This is a genomic window from Corallococcus caeni, assembly GCF_036245865.1.
In the GTDB taxonomy this organism is placed as follows: Bacteria; Myxococcota; Myxococcia; order Myxococcales; family Myxococcaceae; genus Corallococcus; species Corallococcus caeni.
In genome coordinates this window covers 261,676-279,978 of sequence record NZ_BTTW01000008.1, presented here as the reverse complement: position 1 = coordinate 279,978, position 18,303 = coordinate 261,676, and the positions used below count along the sequence as shown (strand labels likewise).

The 18,303-nt window shown below is 71.9% G+C and carries 13 protein-coding genes; 7 read left to right on the top strand and 6 right to left on the bottom strand.

The window, feature by feature from the left end:
- Window positions 1-134: 134 nt before the first annotated feature.
- Window positions 135-539 carry a GNAT family N-acetyltransferase gene (locus tag AABA78_RS30415; protein ID WP_338268511.1) on the top strand — a complete coding sequence of 135 codons (405 nt, stop codon included), beginning with the start codon at window positions 135-137 and terminating at the stop codon, window positions 537-539.
- A gap of 60 nt (window positions 540-599) precedes the next feature.
- On the opposite strand, the gene AABA78_RS30410 is transcribed toward AABA78_RS30415, so the two are convergent.
- On the bottom strand, window positions 600-956 hold the full coding sequence (locus AABA78_RS30410; protein WP_171437337.1) for a TIGR02266 family protein: 357 nt from the start codon (window positions 954-956) through the stop codon (window positions 600-602).
- A gap of 127 nt (window positions 957-1,083) precedes the next feature.
- On the opposite strand from AABA78_RS30410, the gene AABA78_RS30405 reads away from it, so the two are divergent.
- The 3 genes from AABA78_RS30405 to AABA78_RS30395 all read left to right on the top strand — a co-directional run bounded on the left by AABA78_RS30405 (window position 1,084) and on the right by AABA78_RS30395 (window position 3,895).
- Complete coding sequence (locus AABA78_RS30405; RefSeq protein WP_338268508.1) at window positions 1,084-1,974, top strand: hypothetical protein; 891 nt, start codon at window positions 1,084-1,086, stop codon at window positions 1,972-1,974.
- Between the two features lie 215 nt (window positions 1,975-2,189).
- Complete coding sequence (locus AABA78_RS30400) at window positions 2,190-3,455, top strand: SGNH/GDSL hydrolase family protein (RefSeq protein ID WP_338268506.1); 1,266 nt, start codon at window positions 2,190-2,192, stop codon at window positions 3,453-3,455.
- 98 nt (window positions 3,456-3,553) lie between these two features.
- Window positions 3,554-3,895, top strand: a complete 342-nt coding sequence (locus tag AABA78_RS30395) for a DUF2845 domain-containing protein (RefSeq protein WP_338268504.1) — start codon at window positions 3,554-3,556, stop codon at window positions 3,893-3,895.
- Here AABA78_RS30395 and AABA78_RS30390 read toward each other — a convergent pair.
- From AABA78_RS30390 to AABA78_RS30380, 3 genes are all read right to left on the bottom strand, one after another.
- The gene (locus AABA78_RS30390; protein ID WP_338268502.1) at window positions 3,889-5,829 is read right to left on the bottom strand and encodes a CotH kinase family protein; all 1,941 of its coding nucleotides are present in this window, start codon (window positions 5,827-5,829) and stop codon (window positions 3,889-3,891) included. The two genes, AABA78_RS30395 and AABA78_RS30390, sit on opposite strands and share 7 nt — an antisense overlap.
- Before the next feature lie 79 nt (window positions 5,830-5,908).
- A complete protein-coding gene (locus AABA78_RS30385; RefSeq protein ID WP_171420626.1) occupies window positions 5,909-6,631 on the bottom strand; it encodes a hypothetical protein in 723 nt (240 codons plus the stop codon).
- Between the two features lie 10 nt (window positions 6,632-6,641).
- The gene (locus AABA78_RS30380) at window positions 6,642-9,311 is read right to left on the bottom strand and encodes a phosphoenolpyruvate carboxylase (RefSeq protein ID WP_338268500.1); all 2,670 of its coding nucleotides are present in this window, start codon (window positions 9,309-9,311) and stop codon (window positions 6,642-6,644) included.
- Window positions 9,312-9,512: 201 nt separating this feature from the next.
- Here AABA78_RS30380 and AABA78_RS30375 point away from each other — a divergent pair, with 201 nt between their 5' ends.
- The 3 genes from AABA78_RS30375 to AABA78_RS30365 all read left to right on the top strand — a co-directional run bounded on the left by AABA78_RS30375 (window position 9,513) and on the right by AABA78_RS30365 (window position 15,487).
- Window positions 9,513-11,864, top strand: a complete 2,352-nt coding sequence (locus AABA78_RS30375; protein WP_338268498.1) for an immune inhibitor A domain-containing protein — start codon at window positions 9,513-9,515, stop codon at window positions 11,862-11,864.
- A 125-nt stretch (window positions 11,865-11,989) separates the two neighbouring features.
- The gene (locus AABA78_RS30370) at window positions 11,990-14,326 is read left to right on the top strand and encodes a glycosyltransferase family 39 protein (RefSeq protein WP_338268496.1); all 2,337 of its coding nucleotides are present in this window, start codon (window positions 11,990-11,992) and stop codon (window positions 14,324-14,326) included.
- Between the two features lie 192 nt (window positions 14,327-14,518).
- Window positions 14,519-15,487: a hypothetical protein gene (locus AABA78_RS30365; RefSeq protein WP_338268494.1), complete on the top strand. Its 969-nt coding sequence runs from the start codon at window positions 14,519-14,521 to the stop codon at window positions 15,485-15,487.
- A 4-nt stretch (window positions 15,488-15,491) separates the two neighbouring features.
- Here AABA78_RS30365 and AABA78_RS30360 read toward each other — a convergent pair whose 3' ends face one another.
- Window positions 15,492-17,183, bottom strand: coding sequence for a sensor histidine kinase (locus AABA78_RS30360; protein ID WP_338268492.1), 1,692 nt, complete (start codon window positions 17,181-17,183; stop codon window positions 15,492-15,494).
- A gap of 9 nt (window positions 17,184-17,192) precedes the next feature.
- Window positions 17,193-18,209 carry an endolytic transglycosylase MltG gene (gene mltG, locus AABA78_RS30355; RefSeq protein ID WP_338268490.1) on the bottom strand — a complete coding sequence of 339 codons (1,017 nt, stop codon included), beginning with the start codon at window positions 18,207-18,209 and terminating at the stop codon, window positions 17,193-17,195.
- Window positions 18,210-18,303 lie beyond the last annotated feature (94 nt).

Here is an 18,303-nt window from a genome sequence, read left to right as displayed (position 1 = left end):
CCTCTTTGGAGGCCGGCGGCCCTGTCGTTAGAATCCCAACTTCCGTGTCCCAGCCCATCGTCCGCACCATGACCCCTGCCCCAGACGCCAACGCCTTCCGTATCCGCCGCGCGCGCCGTGGCGACGCAGAGGTCATGGCCCAGCTGCTGCGCGAGCTGGGCTACCCCCAGGGCACCGACCAGCAGACGGTGCACTGGGTCATCAGCCATCCGGAGATTGAGATCTTCGTCGCGGGAGATCCGCAGGACCGCGCGGTGGGCATGGTGTCCTTTTCCCACCGGCCCCAGCTGCGGCTGCGCGGGCGCGTGGCCACCGTGGACGAGCTCGTCGTGTCCGAGGGCTGGCGCCGCCGGGGCGTGGGCCGCGCGCTGCTCGCGCAGGTGGCCCAGCGCGGCAAGGTGCTGAGCGTGAAGCAGCTCCAGCTCATCGCCCCCATCAACGTCACCGACGAGACGCGCGCCTTCTACCGCGCGTGCGGCTACGTGGAGGGTGACTCCGGGGTGTTCCGCCACGCGGAGTACGAGCAGCCCCAGAAGTAGCGGTGGGGGTGCCGCGAGGGCCCGGTGCTCACGCCCGGGCCGCTTCGCGGTGGAAGCGGTTCAGCGCTTGAAGCTCGCGATGACGCGGCGCAGGCGCTCGTGGTCCTCTTCGCTCACGTCGATGAAGCGCACGCCGATGGCCTCCGCCTCGTCGCGCACCCAGGCGACGATGCCGGTGAGGTGGAACTCCTCGCCGTCCACCACCATGGCCAGCCGCACCTGCGAGCCCACGTCGTAGGACTTGCGCGTGCGCAGGCACAGCCCACCGGCGGACAGGTTCAGCGAGTAGGCCCGCAGCGCACGCGCCGCGTCCTCCGCCTGCTCGAAGCGCACCTCGAACCGCGCCGCCACGCGCTCCTCGGCGCGGCGGTTCATGTACGGGTCTGGCTCCACCGGCCCATCCAACTTCGTGTTCATGCGCACCCTGACCCCCTCGGTTCTCGGACCGGAAGTGTCGGCTGGTTTCCAGGCCCGGTTCAAGGGCCCCCGGACGACGGAACGCCTCGTGTAAGTCCCAGGCTACTTCGACGCCAGGAGTTTCCGGATGCGTGCACGTCTCGTGTTGTTGGGTGGAGCCCTGATGCTGGGGCTGTGGGTGGCGGGCTGCGACGACGAACCAACTGTCCGGCCGCCAACGGATGCGGGCACCACCCTGGATTCCGGGACGGACGCCGGTGATTCCGGGGTTGTCGATGCCGGTGACGGCGGGGGCGGCGGAAGCTCCGACTTCGCCTGCAACGTGGGGAAGCAGGAGGGCTGCGCCGCGGGCCAGGGCTGTCTGTACACGGACCTCGCGGATGGCGGCACTGGCAGCCAGTGCTTCGCGGGCGCGTGCGACGTGGTCCGCCAGGACTGTCCGTCCGGGCAGCGGTGCACCTACGTGGGGCAGGACGGCGGGGCCACGCAGCGCCAGTGCGTCGCGGCGGGCACCGCCCTTGAGGGCGCGCCGTGCACGCTGGCCGAGTCACCTCCGGGACAGACGTACGACACGTGCGCGGCGGGCCTCTACTGCAAGGACGAGGCGCAGGGCGACGGCGGCACCGGGTTCTTCTGCCGCAAGCTGTGCCACACGACGTCCGACTGCGGCTCCGGCGAGTGCAACACCGTGCTGCGCCTGGCCGGCACGCGGGAGCTGCCGCTGGTGTGCGGCCCGGCCTCCGCGTCGTGCGATGCGTTCGCGCAGGACTGCGAGAGCCCGCTGGGCTGCTACCCGGCCGCCAACGGACCGGTGTGCGCGGGACAGGGGTCGCGGAGCGAAGGCGCCGCGTGCGACTTCAGCAACCAGTGTTCACGGGGAAGCACCTGCGTGATGGCCGACGGCAGCGGCACGTGCCGGACGCTGTGCCGCACGCCCGCCGGTTCTCCGGGGTGCGCGAACGGCGTGGCCTGCCGGCCCATCAACAACAACGGCGACGTGGGAGCCTGCGTCCCGTAGGCAAGGGATTGCCCACGGAAGGAAGCCGCCGGCCCGGGGTGGCGAGCGCGCGGGTCCCCCAGGGCCCCGGCCCGCCACCTCATGGGGCGGGCCCTGCGCCGTCCGTTCCCGGCGCGGGGATGTTCACGGCCTCCGGGGATTGGCGCGCGCCATGAATCCCCGGGTCGCCGCGAAGGCACATCGTGCACATTGTCTTGCGCCGGGAGGTCGTGGGCATGGGTCTGACAAAGGCGCTGCGCTGGGGGTGTTTCGGGGTCCTGGGCCTGCTGGCGGGGTGCGGCGGCATGGACGACGGCGGCGCCCCGGAGGAGGCCTCTGGCCCGGGCCACACGGACGCCCAGGTCACCGCGCCGGCGGAGGCCGTGGAGGCCGCGCCCGCGCTGACGCTGCATGACGGGCACCGGGTGCAGGCCACGCCGCCCGTGGCGCCCCTCCCCTCCCAGTTCCAGCCCGGCTTCCACCAGGCGCTGCGCCTGTCCGGCGCCGTGGGCAGCATCACCACCTACCGGTTGAAGATACCGGTGGGGCGCGCGGGCAGCCGGGTGCGCGTCACCTTCCGCTCGGGGGATGGCGGCATGACGCTGCAGCGGGCCACGGTGGCGAAGGCGGGCGCCAACGGCGCGCTGGCGTCCGCGCCGGTGACGCTCACGTTCAACGGCAACGCAGGCTTCACCGCGAACGCCCGCACGCTGGTGACGTCGGATCCGGTCGCGTTCCCGGTGGGGTTCCGCGACGAGCTGGCCCTCTCCTTCGAGGTGAAGGGAGAGGTGGCCCAGAGCATGATCGACGCGTTCCCGGACAGCTGGATGAAGACCGGCGCCTTCGCGACCACGCAGGGGGCGCTGGGCGGCCAGCAGTGGCAGCGGTCCCTGGCCGTGGCCACGGTGGACGTGGAGGGCGCGCCGGGACGCGCGTTCGTGGCCATCGGCGACAGCATCACCGAGGGCTACATGGACACGTTCAACGACACGCGCAATGCGTGGCCGGCCCTGGTGGAGAAGCAGCTGGGCGTGCCGGTGGTGAACTCGGGCGTGTCCGGGCAGGGGTTCTGGGACGCGAACCTCCAGCTGCCGCAGGAGGTGCTCGCGCTCCAGGGCGTCACGGACTGCATCGTGCTCCTGGGCACCAATGACCTGGGCGCCGCCGACATGACGGTGGAGAAGCTGGAGCAGCGGATGAACCAGATCCTGGATCAGCTCCAGCCCAGGTGCCGGCTGTGGGTGAGCACGCTGCTGCCCAAGGAGAAGACGAACGAGGGCAGCTACGACGCGGTGAAGCTCCAGCGCCGCGCGTTCAATGACTGGGTCCGCAAGCTGACGCGCGCGGAGGTCATCGACCTGGAGGCGGTGATGCGCCAGCCGGGCAATGCGGACCTCTTCATCGATGGACTGGAGGTGGATGGCATCCATCCCTCCGCGGAGGGCCACCGCGTCATGGCGGCCGAGGTGGCGCGGGTCCTCAAGGAGAAGGGCGGCCTGTAGCCCCTGTCCGGCTGGAAAGCGTGCGAGGGGTTTGAATAGGTTGGGGAGCCCTGCGTCCCTGCGGTGTTCCCGTCTTCCATCTTCTCCGGAGCTCCCCCGTGCGTGCCCACCCCGCCGCCCTCGTCATCGCCTGCCTCGCCCTGCCCTCCCTCGCGTACGCGTCCGCGCTCCGCTGCGACAACAAGATCGTCTCCGAAGGCGCCTCCAAGACGGACGCGCTGGCCAAGTGCGGTGAACCGGTTTCGCGGGAGAGCCGCACGGAGTACGTGACCCGGAAGGTCAAGGCCAAGACGCCCACCGAGGAGGACTCCACGGAGGTGACGTCCTCCACCACCGTGGACGAGTGGACCTACAACTTCGGGCCCCACCGGCTCCTCCAGGTCGCCATCTTCCGCGACGGCCGCCTCGTGGACGTGCGCAGCGGCTCCTACGGCTACTGAGGCGGTTGCCCCAGGGCCGCGTGCTCCAGCGGCCCCAGGTGCTGCTCCAGCAGCTGGCGCATGAACGCCGGACGCTGAACCAGCGTCTCCCGCAGGTACTGGACGTGCCCGTTCCACGCCTCCACGGAGGCGGGCTGGCTCCAGCGCGCCACGTGGTCGGGCATCTCCGGCGCGAGCGCCTCCGCCACCGCGTCCAGGGCCGCCGTCACCCGCTCCGCGGCGAAGGTGTGCTCGAGGTGCCAGAGGAAGCGCTCGATGAAGCGGGCCTTGAACTCCGGCGACTGGAGCAGCCCCTTCAGCAGCAACGTCGACCAGGCCGCCACCGGCGACGGTTCGTCCAGCACGCGCCCCAGGCTGTCGAAGTCCGGGCCGAAGCGCAGGGCGAAGTCCAGGTCATACACGAGCCAGCGCCAGCGGCCGTCGTGTCCGTAGGGCGCGGCCGGTTCGAGCTTCTTCGTGCGCAGCCGCCAGAACTTCACGTTGTTCTCCGGCCAGTCCACGTTGGCCAGGTAGAGCTGCGCGACCTGGAAGTCGATGAAGTCCTCCACGTCGATCTGCGTGCGCACCCAGGCGAAGTGCTCCGGCACCGCAAGGTCGTGCGTCGCCACGAAGTCGATGAGGGCCTGATAGGGCTGCTCGTCCCCCGCCTCCCCCACGTCCAGCGCCCCGCCGCCCTCCAGGATGACGGCCTTCTTGCGGTCCACGCCGTAGTGCGACGCCAGGTAGTACTCGTCCAGGCGCTCGCGCATTTCGTGCAGGCCCCAGTACTCACCGTCGATGAACACGAGCGTGGGACGGCAGGCCTGGAGCGCGAGCCGCGTCTGGGCCAGCAGCCCCTGCAGCGCGCAGTCGCGCAGCTTCGTGATGCCCTGATCCTGTCCGGACGTGCGCACCACCAGCCGCGTGAACTCCGTCACCCCCGAGCCGGGGAACACCGCGCCCGCGAACGACTTCGGGCCGTAGTCCTCCTTCGCGTACAGCCGCAGGCTCTTCTGCGGCAGCACCGCGCTGCCCGAGCCGTGGATGCGCACGCCCGCGTCCTGGGCGAACACGCGGTCGCCGGAGGACTCGAACCACTCCACGTGGACGGGGCGCTCCCACTCCTTGCCGTCCTGCGTGTAGTTGGCCGCCTCCGGGTTGTCGGGCTGCGCCTGGGAGAGGAGGCCGGGGACGTAGATGCCCGTCGCCGGGTCGAAGAAGTTCGCCGCGTCGCTGACGAGCGACAGCACCGGCAGCGTGTACGGCGTCCGGCCGATGACTAACGTGCGGGTGCGCACCGGGCCCACCGGCTCCGTGCCCGCGTACTGCCGGTAGCGCACCACCGCGGCCTGGGGCGGCTCCTCCAGCGGCGTCACCCACCGCGAGCCTTCAACGGCGCTGGGCGCCGTCGTGGGGACGAAGGCCCACCGCACCGGCGGCGTGGAGCGCCTCAGCAGCGCGATGGGGCCGGTGTAGCGCGACGACGCGGGCGTGGGCGTCGAGCCGTCCCGCGTGAAGTACGTCCGCAGGCCCGGGGCCGTGGGCAACGCCAGCAGCGTCTCCGGCTGGTAGAGCCCGGGCCGCGCGTCGAACGTCAGGTGCTGGAAGTCGACGCGGGCCCGCGCCTCGGCGCCTTGCCTGTCGCGCGCCACCACCTCCAGCGCCAGCGCGCGGCGCCCCGGCCACCAGGGCAGGCTCCAGCGGCCGCCGCCCACGTCGGCATGCCCCAGGAAGCGCCCGTCCTCGAACACCTCCACCCGCACCCCGCCCGCGTCGCTCGCCACCGTGCCGAACAGCCGGTGCGTGTCCGGTTCATGCCCGTCGAGGGTGACGCGCGGCTGCAAGGGCGCCGGAAGCTCGGCCTCGCTCAGCCGCCGTTCGGGTTCAGGCCCGCAGGCGGAGGCGGAAAGGACGAGGAGGCCAATGAGGAGGGCGACACGCGGACGAAGAACCATGGCGGTCTTCGTCCTGTACCAGACAACCCTTTGACCTCACACCGCTTGCTGACACAGCGCGGCGGGAGGCCCTGGTCCATCACCCGGGGAGCGCGGCGGACTCCAGCAGGCCGTGCTTCTGGAGCAGCGCGGCCAGCGCGGGCGGCGCGAGCATCCAGTCCTCGCGCGTGGGCACCCAGCGCACGGGGGCCCCGGCGGCGGCGAGCCGCGCGTTCACCTCCGCGATCATCGGCGCGAAGGTGGGCTGGGGCACGTCCCAGCTCCCCACGCCCGCCTGGACCTCCACGGCGCCGGGCTCCACGCGCACCGCGGGCTGGCCCTGCACCGGTTGGATGGCGAAGCCCGGCAGGTACGGCTGCATGGCGGCGGAGAGCCGATCCAGCAGCGTCGGGTCCTCGAAGGGGTGGGCGCCCTCCAGGTCGAAGAAGGTGGGCAGCTGCGCCTGGAGCTCGTCGCGCAGCGGGTCCTCCTTGCTGTCGCGCCAGGCGTGCTCGGCCAGGACGCGGGCCTCGTGGGGGATGCGGATCTCCCAGCGCTCCAGGAGCGCGAGCAGCTCCGCCACGCGCTCCACCTCCTCCCACGGCGGCTCCACGCGCGTGAGCCAGGCCACCTCCGCCACCGTCTGCCCCCGGCGAAGGCCCGTCACCCGGTCCCCCTTGCGCAGCTGGAAGGGCGGCGCCTGGGTGAACTCCGGATCCGGATAGAGGGCGGTGTGCAGCAACCCCGTCCCCGCTTCCGGGCGCACGCGCGCGAAGCCGTGCTTGGGGTTGATCTCCTCCACGACGAACGTCTCCTGGGCCATGGTCTCTTCTCTAACCGGTGTTCCGCATGCCCGCAGCGATGCCGTTGAGCGCCAGCAGCAGCGGCCGGTCGCACTCCGCGTCCCCTTCGCGCTTGCGCTTGAGCAGCTCCACCTGGAGGAAGGACATGGGGTCCACGTAGGGGTTTCTCAGCGCGATGCTCCGCTGCAGCTGCGGGTTGTTGTCCAGGAGCTTCGCCTCCCCGGTGAGCGACTTCACCGCGCGGCGCGTGCGCGAGTGCTCCTGCTGGATGCGCAGCCACAGGGGCCGCGTGGACGCGGGGGCCAGCTTCGCGTACCGCGCCGCGATGGCCATGTCCGTCTTGGCCAGCACCATGGTCACGTTGTCGATGACCGTGTGGAAGAAGGGCCACTCCTTGTACATGCGCTGCAAGAGCGCCGCGCCCTCCGGCGTGGCCGCGTACGCCTCCAGCGCGCTGCCCACGCCGTACCAGGCCGGGAGGATTGCGCGCGTCTGCGTCCAGGCGAAGCTCCAGGGGATGGCGCGCAGCGTGTCCAGCCCACCCGCCTTGCGCTTGCTGGGGCGCGAGCCGATGGGCAGCGCGGCGATCTCCTCCACCGGCGTGCCCGTCATGAAGAACTCCACGAAGCGCGGGTCCTCCCAGACGAGCCCGCGGTACGCCTTGCGCCCCTCCTCCGCCAGCACGTCGAAGGCGGCGCGGAAGGCGGACTCGTCCTCCGGGGACGGACGCGGCTGCGCGTCCAGCGTGTGCAGGAGCACGCCGCCCACCACCAGCTCCAGCGTGCGCTGGGTGAGCTCCGGGCGCGCGTACTTGTGGTCCATCGCCTCGCCCTGTTCGGTGGCCTTGTAGGCCCCGGCCACCGTGCCCGGCGGCAGCGCGAGGATGGCCGTCTGGGCGGGGCCGCCGCCGCGCGCCACCGTCTCACCGCGGCCGTGGAACAGGCGCAGGGGCACGTCGTGCTCGTCAGCCACGTGGGTGAGCGCCGCCTGGGCGCGGTACAGCGCCGCGGCCGCGGCGAGCAGGCCCACCTCCTTGCCGGAGTCGCTGTAGCCCACCATCACCTCCTGCACGCCCCGGCCCTTCAGGTGCTGGCGGTACTCCGGGTGCGCGAAGAGCTGGCGCAGCACCTCCGGCCCGCCGTCCAGCGCGCCCAGCTGCTCGAAGAGGGGCGCCACGTCCACGGTGGCGCACTGCCGCGCGTTGTCCCAGAGGCCCGCGTGCTTCAGGCACTGGAAGGCCGCCAGCACGTCGTCCGCCGTGGAGGCCATGGAGAGGATGAGCGTGCGGCAGACGGACTCGCCGCCCTCGTCCTGGCCCTCGCGCAGCCGGGCCAGCACCTCCAGGAGCCGCTTGCCGCCCTCGGTGGGGGGCGGTCCGCCGTCGAAGGACGCCGCCGCGCTCACCGCGTCCTCCGCGGGCGCCCGCACCTCCAGCTCGCCCAGGCCCAGGCCCAGCGCGCGGACGCGCTCGGACATGCGGCGCACCTCGCGCAGCCCCGCGTTCTCCGCGCGCGCCGCGAAGAGCGACCGCTCCAGCACCGCGAGGTCCTCCAACAGCGCCTCCGGGGAGCGGTAGGCCCCGGGCGGCAGCGTGGAGTCCTGCCCCTGCCGCCGCGCCAGCACGTGCGCCAGCGCCAGCGACAGGCGCTCCTCCATGAAGCGCAGCTTGCGGCGCCACGGCTCGCCCAGCGTGCGCGGGCCCTGCTGCTTCGCCACGTCCGGCAGCGCCTTCGCGTCCTCCTCCAGCGAGCGCTCCAGCTCCTGGGTGGGGCGCGCGTGCCGCTCCGACTGCGACAGCATGCCGCCCAGCTGCTCCACGTCGCGCAGGAGCAGCCTCAGCCCCCGGGCGCGGTGCGCGCGCAGCGTGTCCGCGAACACCTCCGGCGTCACCAGCGGGTTGCCGTCCATGTCGCCACCCACCCACGAGTGCACGCGCACGGGCGTGTCCAGCACGCCCAGGGGCTCGCCGTAGGCGCGCTCGAAGGCCCAGTCCAGCGCCTCCGGCAGCCGGGCCACCGGCTCCGACAGCATCTCCTCCACGTACCAGTGGACGTTCTTCACCTCGTCGCCCACGGTGGGGCGCTCGCGGCGCAGCTCGTCCGTCTGCCAGAGCGCGGTGATCTCCTCGCGCATCGCCGTGAGGTTCGCGGCGGACTCGCGCGGGGTGAGCGCGCACCGGTCGCGCTCCTCCAACAGCCGCGCCAGCCGGTAGAGCTTCTCCAGCAGCGTCCGGCGCACCGCCTGGGTCGGGTGCGCGGTGAACGTCAGCGTCACCTTCAGCGTCCCCAGCGTCTCACGCACCTTGTCGGCGCTCACGCCCGCGGCCTTCAGCGTCAAGAGCGTCGCCTCCAGCGACCCCTTCTGGGGCCGGGTGGCGGTGGGGCTCGCGTGGGCCCGGGCGCGGCGGATGCGGTGGTGCTGCTCCGCCAGGTTCACCAGCTGGAAGTAGACGGAGAAGGCGCGCAGCACCGGCTCCACCTGCTCCGACGGCAGCCGCCGCAGCACCGCCGCCAGCTCCGCCGCCGCGGCGCGTCGTCCGGCCACAGGACCGCGCCGGCGCTGGATGGCCAGGAGGCGGACCTCCTCCTCCTTGTCGAACAGGGCCTGTCCCTCCTGTTCCACCAACACCTCACCCAACAGCCGGCCCAAGAGCCGGACATCCCGCCGCAGCGGGGGATCCACGGGACGTGAACGCGCCATAACGGACCGGAACCGTAGTCCTTCGCCCCCCGCCCTCCCCTACCCAATCTCGGATTTTCGACCAACGTCGAACGGAAGACTCTCTCCGTCCTTGCAGGAAAAATTTAGCCTCCCGGTCTTCCCTTGAGGACATGGCTTCCATTAGAAAGTGAGCGCTCCCGGACCCGCCGGGATGTCTGACCTGACCCTGAAGGAGTGGCAATGCGGAAGAATCCGTCTTGGCTGGCCCTGGGCCTGCTCGCGCTCGCGGCGCCGTCCGCGTACGCGGAGCGGGCTTGGTACGAGAAGCCGCAATCCGACGTCGCCGCGCCGGCCGCGTCGCTGCGCAAGTCCGTTGTGCAGGACGTCACGGACGACCTGCCGCACCGGCTGGGTGAGCAGCAGAAGGAGCTGAAGGCGCAGGCCCTGCGGGAGCGCCTGGAGGGCCGTGGTCAGCCCGGCAAGGTGCAGAAGCTGGCGAACGGGAAGTTCGTGGAGCTGGAGCTGGAGCGCACGGACCGCATCTTCGTGATCCTCGTGGAGTACGGCACGCAGATCCACCCGGTGTACGGCAACCCCGCCACCAACCCGGGCGGCAACATCCCGGGCCCGCTGCACAACGAAATTCCGGCCCCTGACCGGGCGGTGGACAACACCACCATCTGGCAGCCGAACTACGACCGCGCGCACTTCGAGAAGCTCTACTTCGACACGACGCCGGGCGCGGACTCGGTGGCGAACTACTACAAGGCCGCGTCCTCCGGCCGCTACACCGTGTCCGGCACGGTGTCCGAGTGGGTGAAGGTGCCGTACAACGCCGCCCGCTACGGCAACAACCTGTGCGGCAGCTCCAGCTGCTCCAACTCCGTGTGGCCGCTGATCAGCGACGCCATCAAGGCGTGGACCAACGCCCAGCTGGCCGCCGGCAAGACGCCCGCGGAGATCAAGGCGTACCTGGACACGTTCGACACGTGGGACCGGTACGACTACGACGGCGACGGCAACTTCGACGAGCCGGACGGCTACATCGACCACTTCCAGATCGTCCACGCCGGCATGGGCGAGGAAGTCGGCGGCGGCGCGCAGGGCACCAACGCCGTGTGGAGCCACCGCTGGTTCGCGTACAGCACGGGCGGGAGCGCGGACGGCACCGGCCCCGCGTACAACCCGAACGGCGGCACGCGCTTCAACGCGAACGTGGACAAGTGGGTGGGCGACTACACCATCCAGCCGGAGAACGGCGGACTGGGCGTGTTCGCGCACGAGTTCGGCCACGACCTGGGCCTGCCGGACCACTACGACACGACGAACGCGGCGGACAACGGGACGGGCTTCTGGACCATCATGTCGTCCGGCTCGTACCTGAACGACGGCACCACGGACATCGGCAGCCGTCCGGGTGACTTCTTCGCCTGGGACAAGCTGCAGCTGGGCTGGCTGGACTACGCCACCACGTCGGCGGGCCTGTACTCGTACCACCGGCTGGGCCCCGCGGAGTTCACGTCGCAGAACGCGAAGCAGGCGCTGCTGGTGAAGCTGCCCGGCAAGCCCATCGTGCAGCCCACGACCGCGCCGTTCGAGGGTCAGGGCATGTGGCAGGGCGGCCAGGGCAACAACCTGGACCGCGTGCTGGAGAAGACGGTCAAGCTGCCGAACAAGACGCCCATCACCTTCTCGTTCCAGACGTGGTTCGACATCGAGGAGGACTGGGACTACGCCTACGTCGCGCTGTCCGTGGAGGGTGGCCCGTTCGTCAACCTGCCCAGCCCGGTGAGCCGCGACACGAACCCCTGGGGCAACAACCTGGGCAACGGCATCACCGGCACGTCCAACGGCTGGGTGCCGCTGTCGTTCGACCTGTCGGCCTACGCGGGCAAGAAGGTCACGCTGAAGATCCGCTACAAGACGGACGGGGCGGAGTTCGGCAAGGGCTTCCTGGTGGACTTCGTGCAGCTGTTCGCGAAGAACACCTACGTCTTCGGTGACGACGGCGAGTGGGGCCACAAGTGGTGGGACAAGTCCACGTTCTTCGTGACGGACGGCACCAACACCCTCTACGACCACTACTACCTGGCCGAGTGGCGCCAGTTCCGCGGCTACGACGAGACGCTGGCCACGGGCCCGTACAACTACGGCTTCAGCGCGGACGGCCTGTACGACTGGGCGGAGCGCTACCCGTACAACCCCGGCCTGCTCGTCACGTACTGGGACACCTCCCAGTCGAACAACAACGTGTCCCAGCACCCCGGTGCGGGCCGCATCCTGCCCATCGACTCGCGCCCGCAGCCCCTGCAGCGCAGCGACGGCCGCTACTGGTCCGGCCGCGTGCAGACGCACGACGCGACGTTCGGCCTGGAGCCCAGCTTCCCGCTGTCCATCAAGCCCAACGGCTTCCCGCGCAACGAGTACCCCTCGCAGCCCGCGGTGCCGGTGTTCAACGACACGAACGAGTTCTGGTACTCCACGCAGCCGTACGGCGGCGTGAAGGTCCCGAAGACGGGCACCATCATCGAGGTGCTGTCGACGAACAAGAACGACACCGTGATGCAGGTCCAGGTGCGTCCGGTCGAGTGAGCGCCTGAGCCTCACCTGAGCTTCAACGCTGAGTCGTGAAGGAAGGCCGGTCCCGCTTCGACGCGGGGCCGGCCTTTTTCTGTCCGGGGGACAGGGGCCAGCGGGCCTGTAGGATGGGGCCGCTCGTGAATGCTCCGTCCGCGCCGTCCCTCGTGTCCCGCCCCTGGTTCGTTCCGGGGATGCTCGGGCTCCTGTGCCTGCTTCACGTCGCCCTGGGGCTGACCCTGCTGCCGGCGTGGATGTTCGGGAAGTATCCGGACAGCGCCCGCATGCTGACCCTGGGGACGCTGTCCCCGGAGCAGGGCGCGGACTTCAGCCCGCTCTACCTGCTGCTCAACGGGGTGCTCGCGCCCGGGCCCCTGCGCGTCCTCCAGAGCCTCGCGGGCGCGGTGGGGCTGTGGGCCGTGTACGTGCTGGGCTCCCGGATGCTGTCTCGCGCGGCGGGGCTGCTGGCGGCGGGGCTGCTGGCGGTGACGGTGCCGGTGCTGCTGTACGAAGCCACGCTGGAGCCCGACCTGCTGGTGATGGTGTTCAACCTGGCGGCGCTGGCGCTGCTGGCCGCCGCGAGCCCGGGCTTCCGGACGCCTTCCGTGGTGGGCGCGGGCGTGCTGCTGGGGCTGTCGGGGGCGACGCGGCCCACGGGGTTGTTCATCCTGGGGCTCGCGGCGCTGTGGATGGTGCGCGAGGCCTGGGGGCACCCCGGACGGCGCTGGCTGGCGCCGGGGCTCCTGCTGGCCGTGGGGTTCGGGGCCTCCGCGCTGCCGACGCTCGTGGTGCGCGCGCGGGTGGGCTCGCAGGTGGGAGCGACAATGAGCGCGGGCGCGGTGCTGCACATGGGCAACCGGCCGGAGGGCACGGGCCTGGGTGCGCAGCCGCCCACGCTCGTGAAGCAGTACGAGGCGCAACTGCGCTCCAAGGACCGTCCGGACTATGCCCACCACCTCTACCGGGAGTTCGCGCGCGCGGACACCGGCCATGCGCTGTCCCCGGCGGACGCGGAGCTGTTCTGGGTGAAGAAGACGCTGGCCTTCGCGGCATGGGAGCCCGGCACGTTCCTGGGACTCATCCGCCGCAAGCTCGCCTTCTTCCTGTTCGGGCCGGACGGGCACGACCTGGTGGAGGTCCGTCGCGCGGAGGCGCGGCTGGCGGAGTGGCCGCTGGTGAGCGCGCAGGCATTGGGGCTGATGGGACTGGCGGGCCTGCTCATCGCGCTGCTCCGCCGGGTGCGCGTGGGTTGGGGCGTGCTGTACCTGTTCGCCAGCTCCGTGCTCGCGCTGGGGTTCTACGTGGTGAGCCGCTATCGCGTCGCCGCGCTGCCGGCGTGGGCCCTGTTCGCGGGGGTGGGCGTGGCGGTGGTGTTCCAGGCGCGACGGCAGCCGCGGGCGCTGGCAGTGTATGGCGGGCTGACGGCGGCGGTCTTCGCGCTGCCGGTGTTGTTTCCCTTCGTGCGGGACGTGCAGCGGCAGTTCGAGCGCGGTGAGACGAACGCGGCGGATGCGTCCGCGATGGCCTCCGCGCTGGCTGCGGGGCGCTACGACGAGGCCACGCGCGCGTTCGAGCGGATCCAGGCGGCGCAGCCCTTCACGGCGCTGCTGCGCCCGCTGCGCGGCGTGCCGTTCGAGTCTCCCGAGGTGGCGGCGCGCTCGGCGGCGCTGTCGCTCCAGCGGTTTGGCGCGGACACGCCCATGGACCTCTTCTTCATGGCGGAGCTGGCGCGGCGCGCGGGGCACTGCGAGCAGGCGCTGCCCGCTGCGGAGGCCGCGGCGGAGGCGGGGTTCCGGAGCGTGCTCTACGACACCTCGCTGGATCCCCTGCTGGTGTCCGCGCGGTGCCGGCTGGCCGGCGGTGAGCGGGAGCAGGCCCTTGCGGATGCGGCGGAGTCGCTGAAGCGGCGCGGCGGCACGCTGGACGCGCTGGCGTTCGCGGTCGCGGGGGCGGAGGCGTTGGGGGATCCTCGCCGCGACGCGTGGAGCGAGGAGCTGTTCGCGCTGCACGACTCGCTGGATGCCCGGCATGCGCGGGCCTCCGAGCGGCTGGCCTGGGGCAACGCGGCGGGAGCGCTGGTGGACGCTTCGGAGGTGCTCGCCCTCTTCCCGGACCTGGCGCCCACGGAGTACCTCCGGGCCCGGGCCCTGGCCGCGCTGGGGCGGAACGCGGAGGCGCTTCGGGCCTATACCGCCGCGCTCCAGCGCACGCCGACCGCCGCGTTCCCCACCGCGCCCATGGAGGGGGCGGTGGCGGCAGGGCTCGCGGAGGCGCCGGAGGATTGGCGGGTGGTGGCCATCGCCGCGGAGCACCACCTGCGCGCGGGACGACTGGAGCTGGCGCGTGAGCTGTACGCACGGGCCTCCGCGCTCTCCCCGAAGGACGCGGGGCTCGCGCGAGCCGCCCGGGACCTGACGGCGGCGACCCCCTCGGGCATCGCGGTGCCACCGCCGCCCAGCGTCACGCCCCTGCCCTGACCCCCGGCAGCCCTGCTGGCCCACGCAGGCTTCCAAACCTGTCCGACAGTCGGACCGGTTCGTGAGGTGCGCCCCCACGGGGTCCACACCTGATGCCTGTGTGCACGAACCGCCCGTGCGGGTTGAAGGAATCCGGACACCCGGCCCGAGCCCGCGGCTGACGGACGCGCGGAGGGCGCTACGGTGCCGCCCATGGCCGAGTGCCCCGTGGGCGGTCCCGCCTCCCCTTCCCCTCCTCCCGAACCGCCCTCCGAGGTCGCGCGCACCGTGGCGCTGGAGCCCGCGGATCCGCTCTCCGTGCTCAACCAGGCCTTCCGCGACGCGTACGCCGCGCGCCGTGAGGCGGTGCTGTCCCGCATGGGCCCCGTCATCGCGCAGATCGACGACGTGCTCATCCTGCGCAAGGGCGGCCAGCGCTTCGAGGCCCCCGCGCGCACGCGCCGCTACCACGAATACAAGGCCGTCACGCACGTCCCCCTCGCGCTCCACGTCCTGCTCGCCAGCCAGCAGGACGCGCTCGACGACGACACCCGCACGCGCCTCACCACACTGCGCGGCCTCATCACCGCGTCGGCCACGAGCCTGGACACCCGCGGCCTCCCGGCCGAAGCGCTGGCGCGGCAGCACCGGATGCTCGGCGCGTCGCTCGCGCTCGTGGACTCCGTGCTGGCCGCGAACCGCGTGACGCGGGACCAGCTCTCCACGTTCATCCACGCCCAGGTGCCGGACCTCCTGAAGAACGCGGAGGACTCGGCGAGGGATCAAATCGACACGATGCACGCGTCGGTCGAAGCCTGGAAGCGCCAGATGACCGCCGAGGAGCGCGGCCAGCTTCGCGCGGTGGTGGCCGCCTCGCACATGTCGCGGCCCGGCAACGTGGCGGCGCAGTACTTCTCCATCACCCTGGGCGACACCTGGGAGGGGCGCTTCCACGAGGAGGATCCGCAGCCCGGCAAGCGCGTCCTCTCCTCGGAGGCGACGTTCGACGAGCCCGCGGCGTTCTCGCTGCTCGCCACGCACGTGCTGGACGCGCGCACGTCGCGCGGCATCTTCGGCGAGGAGACGCGCATGGCCCGGGACCTGCTCGCGGACGCGGCCGAGCGAATCCTCGCGGACATGTTCCACACGTCGCCCCAGCCGCCCGGCACGAGCACGCCGTAGTGGCTCAGGGCCGCGTGAGCGGCAGCTCCACCTCGAACGTCGCGCCCTCGCCCAGGCGGCTGTCCACGGACACGCTGCCGCCCTCGGCCTCCACGATGGTGCGGGTGAGGTAGAGCCCCAGCCCCAGTCCGCCGTAGTGGCGCTCGGACACCGCGCGGCCGTAGCGCTCGAAGAGGCGGGGCCGCTGCTCCTTCGAGATGCCGATGCCGCCGTCGCGCACCGTGATCCGGACCCTGGACCCATCCACCACGAGCCCCACGGACACCGGCGTGCCGGCGCCGTACTTGAGGGCGTTGTCCAGCAGGTGATCCAACACCTGCGCCAGGCGTGACCGGTCGAAGCTGCCGTGCACCGGCTCCGGGGCCTCCACGCGGAAGTCGCAGTGCTCCACGGCGAACCTGGGCGCGAACCGCGCGGCCGCCTCGCGCACCACCTCCGCGACGTCCACGTCCTCGCGCTGCAGGCGGAAGGTGCCGGCGCTGATGCGCGACACGTCCAGCAGGTCGTTCATCAGCTCCGTGAGCCGGCGGACCTGGCGGTGCCCCGTCTCCACGTGCGCCTCGATGACGGGCGCGAGCGGCGAGTCCGGGTGCGCCTTCACCGCGCGCGAGAGCGCCTGGAGCTTCAGGCTCAGCGGCGTCAGCGGCGTCTTCAGCTCATGGCTCGCGACGGACAGGAACTCGTCGCGCAGGCGGATGGCGTCGCGCGCGCCCTGGAGCAGCCGCGCGTTGTCCACCGCGAGCCCGGCCAGGTTCGCCAACTCCTGGGCGAACTGGAGATCCTCGTCGCCATAGCGGCGCCCGGAGGTGGTGACCAGGAAGGTCAGCGCCCCCAGGATGTGGCCCCGGGCCAGCAGCGGCACCGTGAGCAACGACCGGATGCCCAACGTGCGCATGGCCGCCAGATGGTTCACGTCCTGCGCCACGGCCTGCATCAGCGCGTCGGTGACCTCCGGCACGACGGTGGACCGGCCGGTGGCCAGCGCCACCGCGGGAGGATAGACGGGCCGCTCCCGGGGCACCGGCGGCAGCTGTTGCACCGCCGCCGCGAGCGAAGTCAGCGCCGGATCCTCCGTCACCACCTGGACGCGCTCGAAGTGCCCGTCCGGATGCAGCACGTCCACGATGCACCAGTCCGCGAGCTTCCCCACCGACAGGTTCGCCAGCGACGCGAGCGTGGCGCCAGCGTCCAGCGACGACGAGAACAGCTCGCTGGCCCGCGCCAGGAACGCGGCGCGCTCCTCGCCCAGGGCCTGCGCCTGGATGTCGATGCAGGTGCCCACCCACTCGCGCACGGCGCCGTCCGGCCCCAGCACCGGCATGCCCCGGGCGAGCATCCACACGTAGGTGCCGTCCGCGCGGCGCAGCCGGTAGCGCGTGGAGAAGCGCTGGTTGCTGGCCGTGGCCTGCTCCCACGCCGCCAGCGCCCCTTCCCGGTCGTCCGGATGCACGGCATGGAGCCAGCCCCCGTTGCGCAGCTGCTCCGTGGGCTGCCCCGTGAAGGCCGTCCACGAGGGCGAGAGGGGCGACCGCGCGTCGTCCAGGCGGTCCGTCCAGGTCACGGTCGCCGCGGTCTCCAGCAGCCGGCGGAGCCGTTCGGTCTCCTGGCGCAGCAGCGCCACCTCCTCGCGCAACGCCGCCTCCGCGCTGGTGGCGGGAGCGGAGGGACCGTCTGGCTTGACGAGGGGGGACGTCATCGGCGGGCCTCAGTACACGTTGTACTTGGCCCGCAGTGCTTCGTGTTCCTGCGCGTTGCGAGACGGGTGCAGGACCTTCTGCGCGTCGTGCAGGTAGTACCAGAAGTCGCTCTTCACCGGCCGCAGCGCGGCGAGCAGCGAGTCCACCGTGGGCGCGCCAATCGGACCCGGCGGCAGGCCCGCGCGGGTGCGCGAGTTCCACGGATCCGAGTTGTCCCGCAGCCGCTTGAGGAACGCCTTGCGGTCGTTCCACTCCGCGAGTTCGTAGCGGCTGGTCGCGTCCACGCCCAGCGGGAAGCCCTTGTCCACGCGCTTCCAGAGGATGCCCGCCACGAGCGCGCGCTGGGACGGCACCGGCTCCTCGCGCTCCAGCATGGAGGCCATCACGACGATGTCGTGCAGCGACCGGCCGCTCTTGGCGATCTCCTCCTGGTGCGCGTCGTAGAAGCGGGCGCGGAAGGTGTCGATCTGCCGCTGGATGAACGCCTCCACCTTGAAGTTCTCCGCGACGATGCCGTACGTCTCCGGGTACAGGTAGCCCTCCAGGCTGCGCGTGGGCAGCGGGAACGGCGCGGCGAAGCGGTCCGGACGGCTGGCCGCGGCGATGTACTCGCCCGGCTTGATGAGGCCCTGCGCGGCGAGCACCTGGTCGGTGTCGCGCAGGCGCCAGCCTTCAATCATGGCGAAGGGCACGTCCTCCGGCAGCGGCGGGCCTTCCAGCGCGGTGGCCAGCTCCGCCACGGACGCGGTGGGGCTCAGCATGAAGCGGCCGGCCTTCACGTTGAGGCTGCCCCGGCGCCACAGGTGGAAGCGCCACACGGTGGGGTCGTCCAGGAAGCCCTGGGCCTGGAGCTGCTGGCCCAGCGAGCGCGCGGACGCGCCCTTCTTCACGATGAACTCCTTGGGCGCCGGGTCCGCCGCGGCGTGCGGCGCGGTGGTGGCGTTCTGGAAATGCATGAACGCTCCGCCCACACCCGCGACCGCCAGGACGATGAGCACGAGGAGCGCGACCAGGATCTTCTTCATGGGGCGGCAACCTATCAAAGGCCCTGACGCTTCCAATGAGAACCACCTGCCGCGCGGCCGGGCAGGCGGACGCAAGCGCCCCCTTCTCAACACC

Coding starts and splice junctions, on each gene's coding strand:
- AABA78_RS30365 (WP_338268494.1), top strand. CDS start 14,519: ATGGCCGAGTGCCCCGTGGGCGGTCCCGCCTCCCCTTCCCCTCCTCCC.
- AABA78_RS30390 (WP_338268502.1), bottom strand. CDS start 5,829: ATGGTTCTTCGTCCGCGTGTCGCCCTCCTCATTGGCCTCCTCGTCCTT.
- AABA78_RS30360 (WP_338268492.1), bottom strand. CDS start 17,183: ATGACGTCCCCCCTCGTCAAGCCAGACGGTCCCTCCGCTCCCGCCACC.
- AABA78_RS30400 (WP_338268506.1), top strand. CDS start 2,190: ATGGGTCTGACAAAGGCGCTGCGCTGGGGGTGTTTCGGGGTCCTGGGC.
- AABA78_RS30415 (WP_338268511.1), top strand. CDS start 135: ATGGCCCAGCTGCTGCGCGAGCTGGGCTACCCCCAGGGCACCGACCAG.
- AABA78_RS30375 (WP_338268498.1), top strand. CDS start 9,513: ATGCGGAAGAATCCGTCTTGGCTGGCCCTGGGCCTGCTCGCGCTCGCG.
- AABA78_RS30385 (WP_171420626.1), bottom strand. CDS start 6,631: ATGGCCCAGGAGACGTTCGTCGTGGAGGAGATCAACCCCAAGCACGGC.
- AABA78_RS30405 (WP_338268508.1), top strand. CDS start 1,084: ATGCGTGCACGTCTCGTGTTGTTGGGTGGAGCCCTGATGCTGGGGCTG.
- mltG (WP_338268490.1), bottom strand. CDS start 18,209: ATGAAGAAGATCCTGGTCGCGCTCCTCGTGCTCATCGTCCTGGCGGTC.
- AABA78_RS30410 (WP_171437337.1), bottom strand. CDS start 956: ATGAACACGAAGTTGGATGGGCCGGTGGAGCCAGACCCGTACATGAAC.
- AABA78_RS30380 (WP_338268500.1), bottom strand. CDS start 9,311: ATGGCGCGTTCACGTCCCGTGGATCCCCCGCTGCGGCGGGATGTCCGG.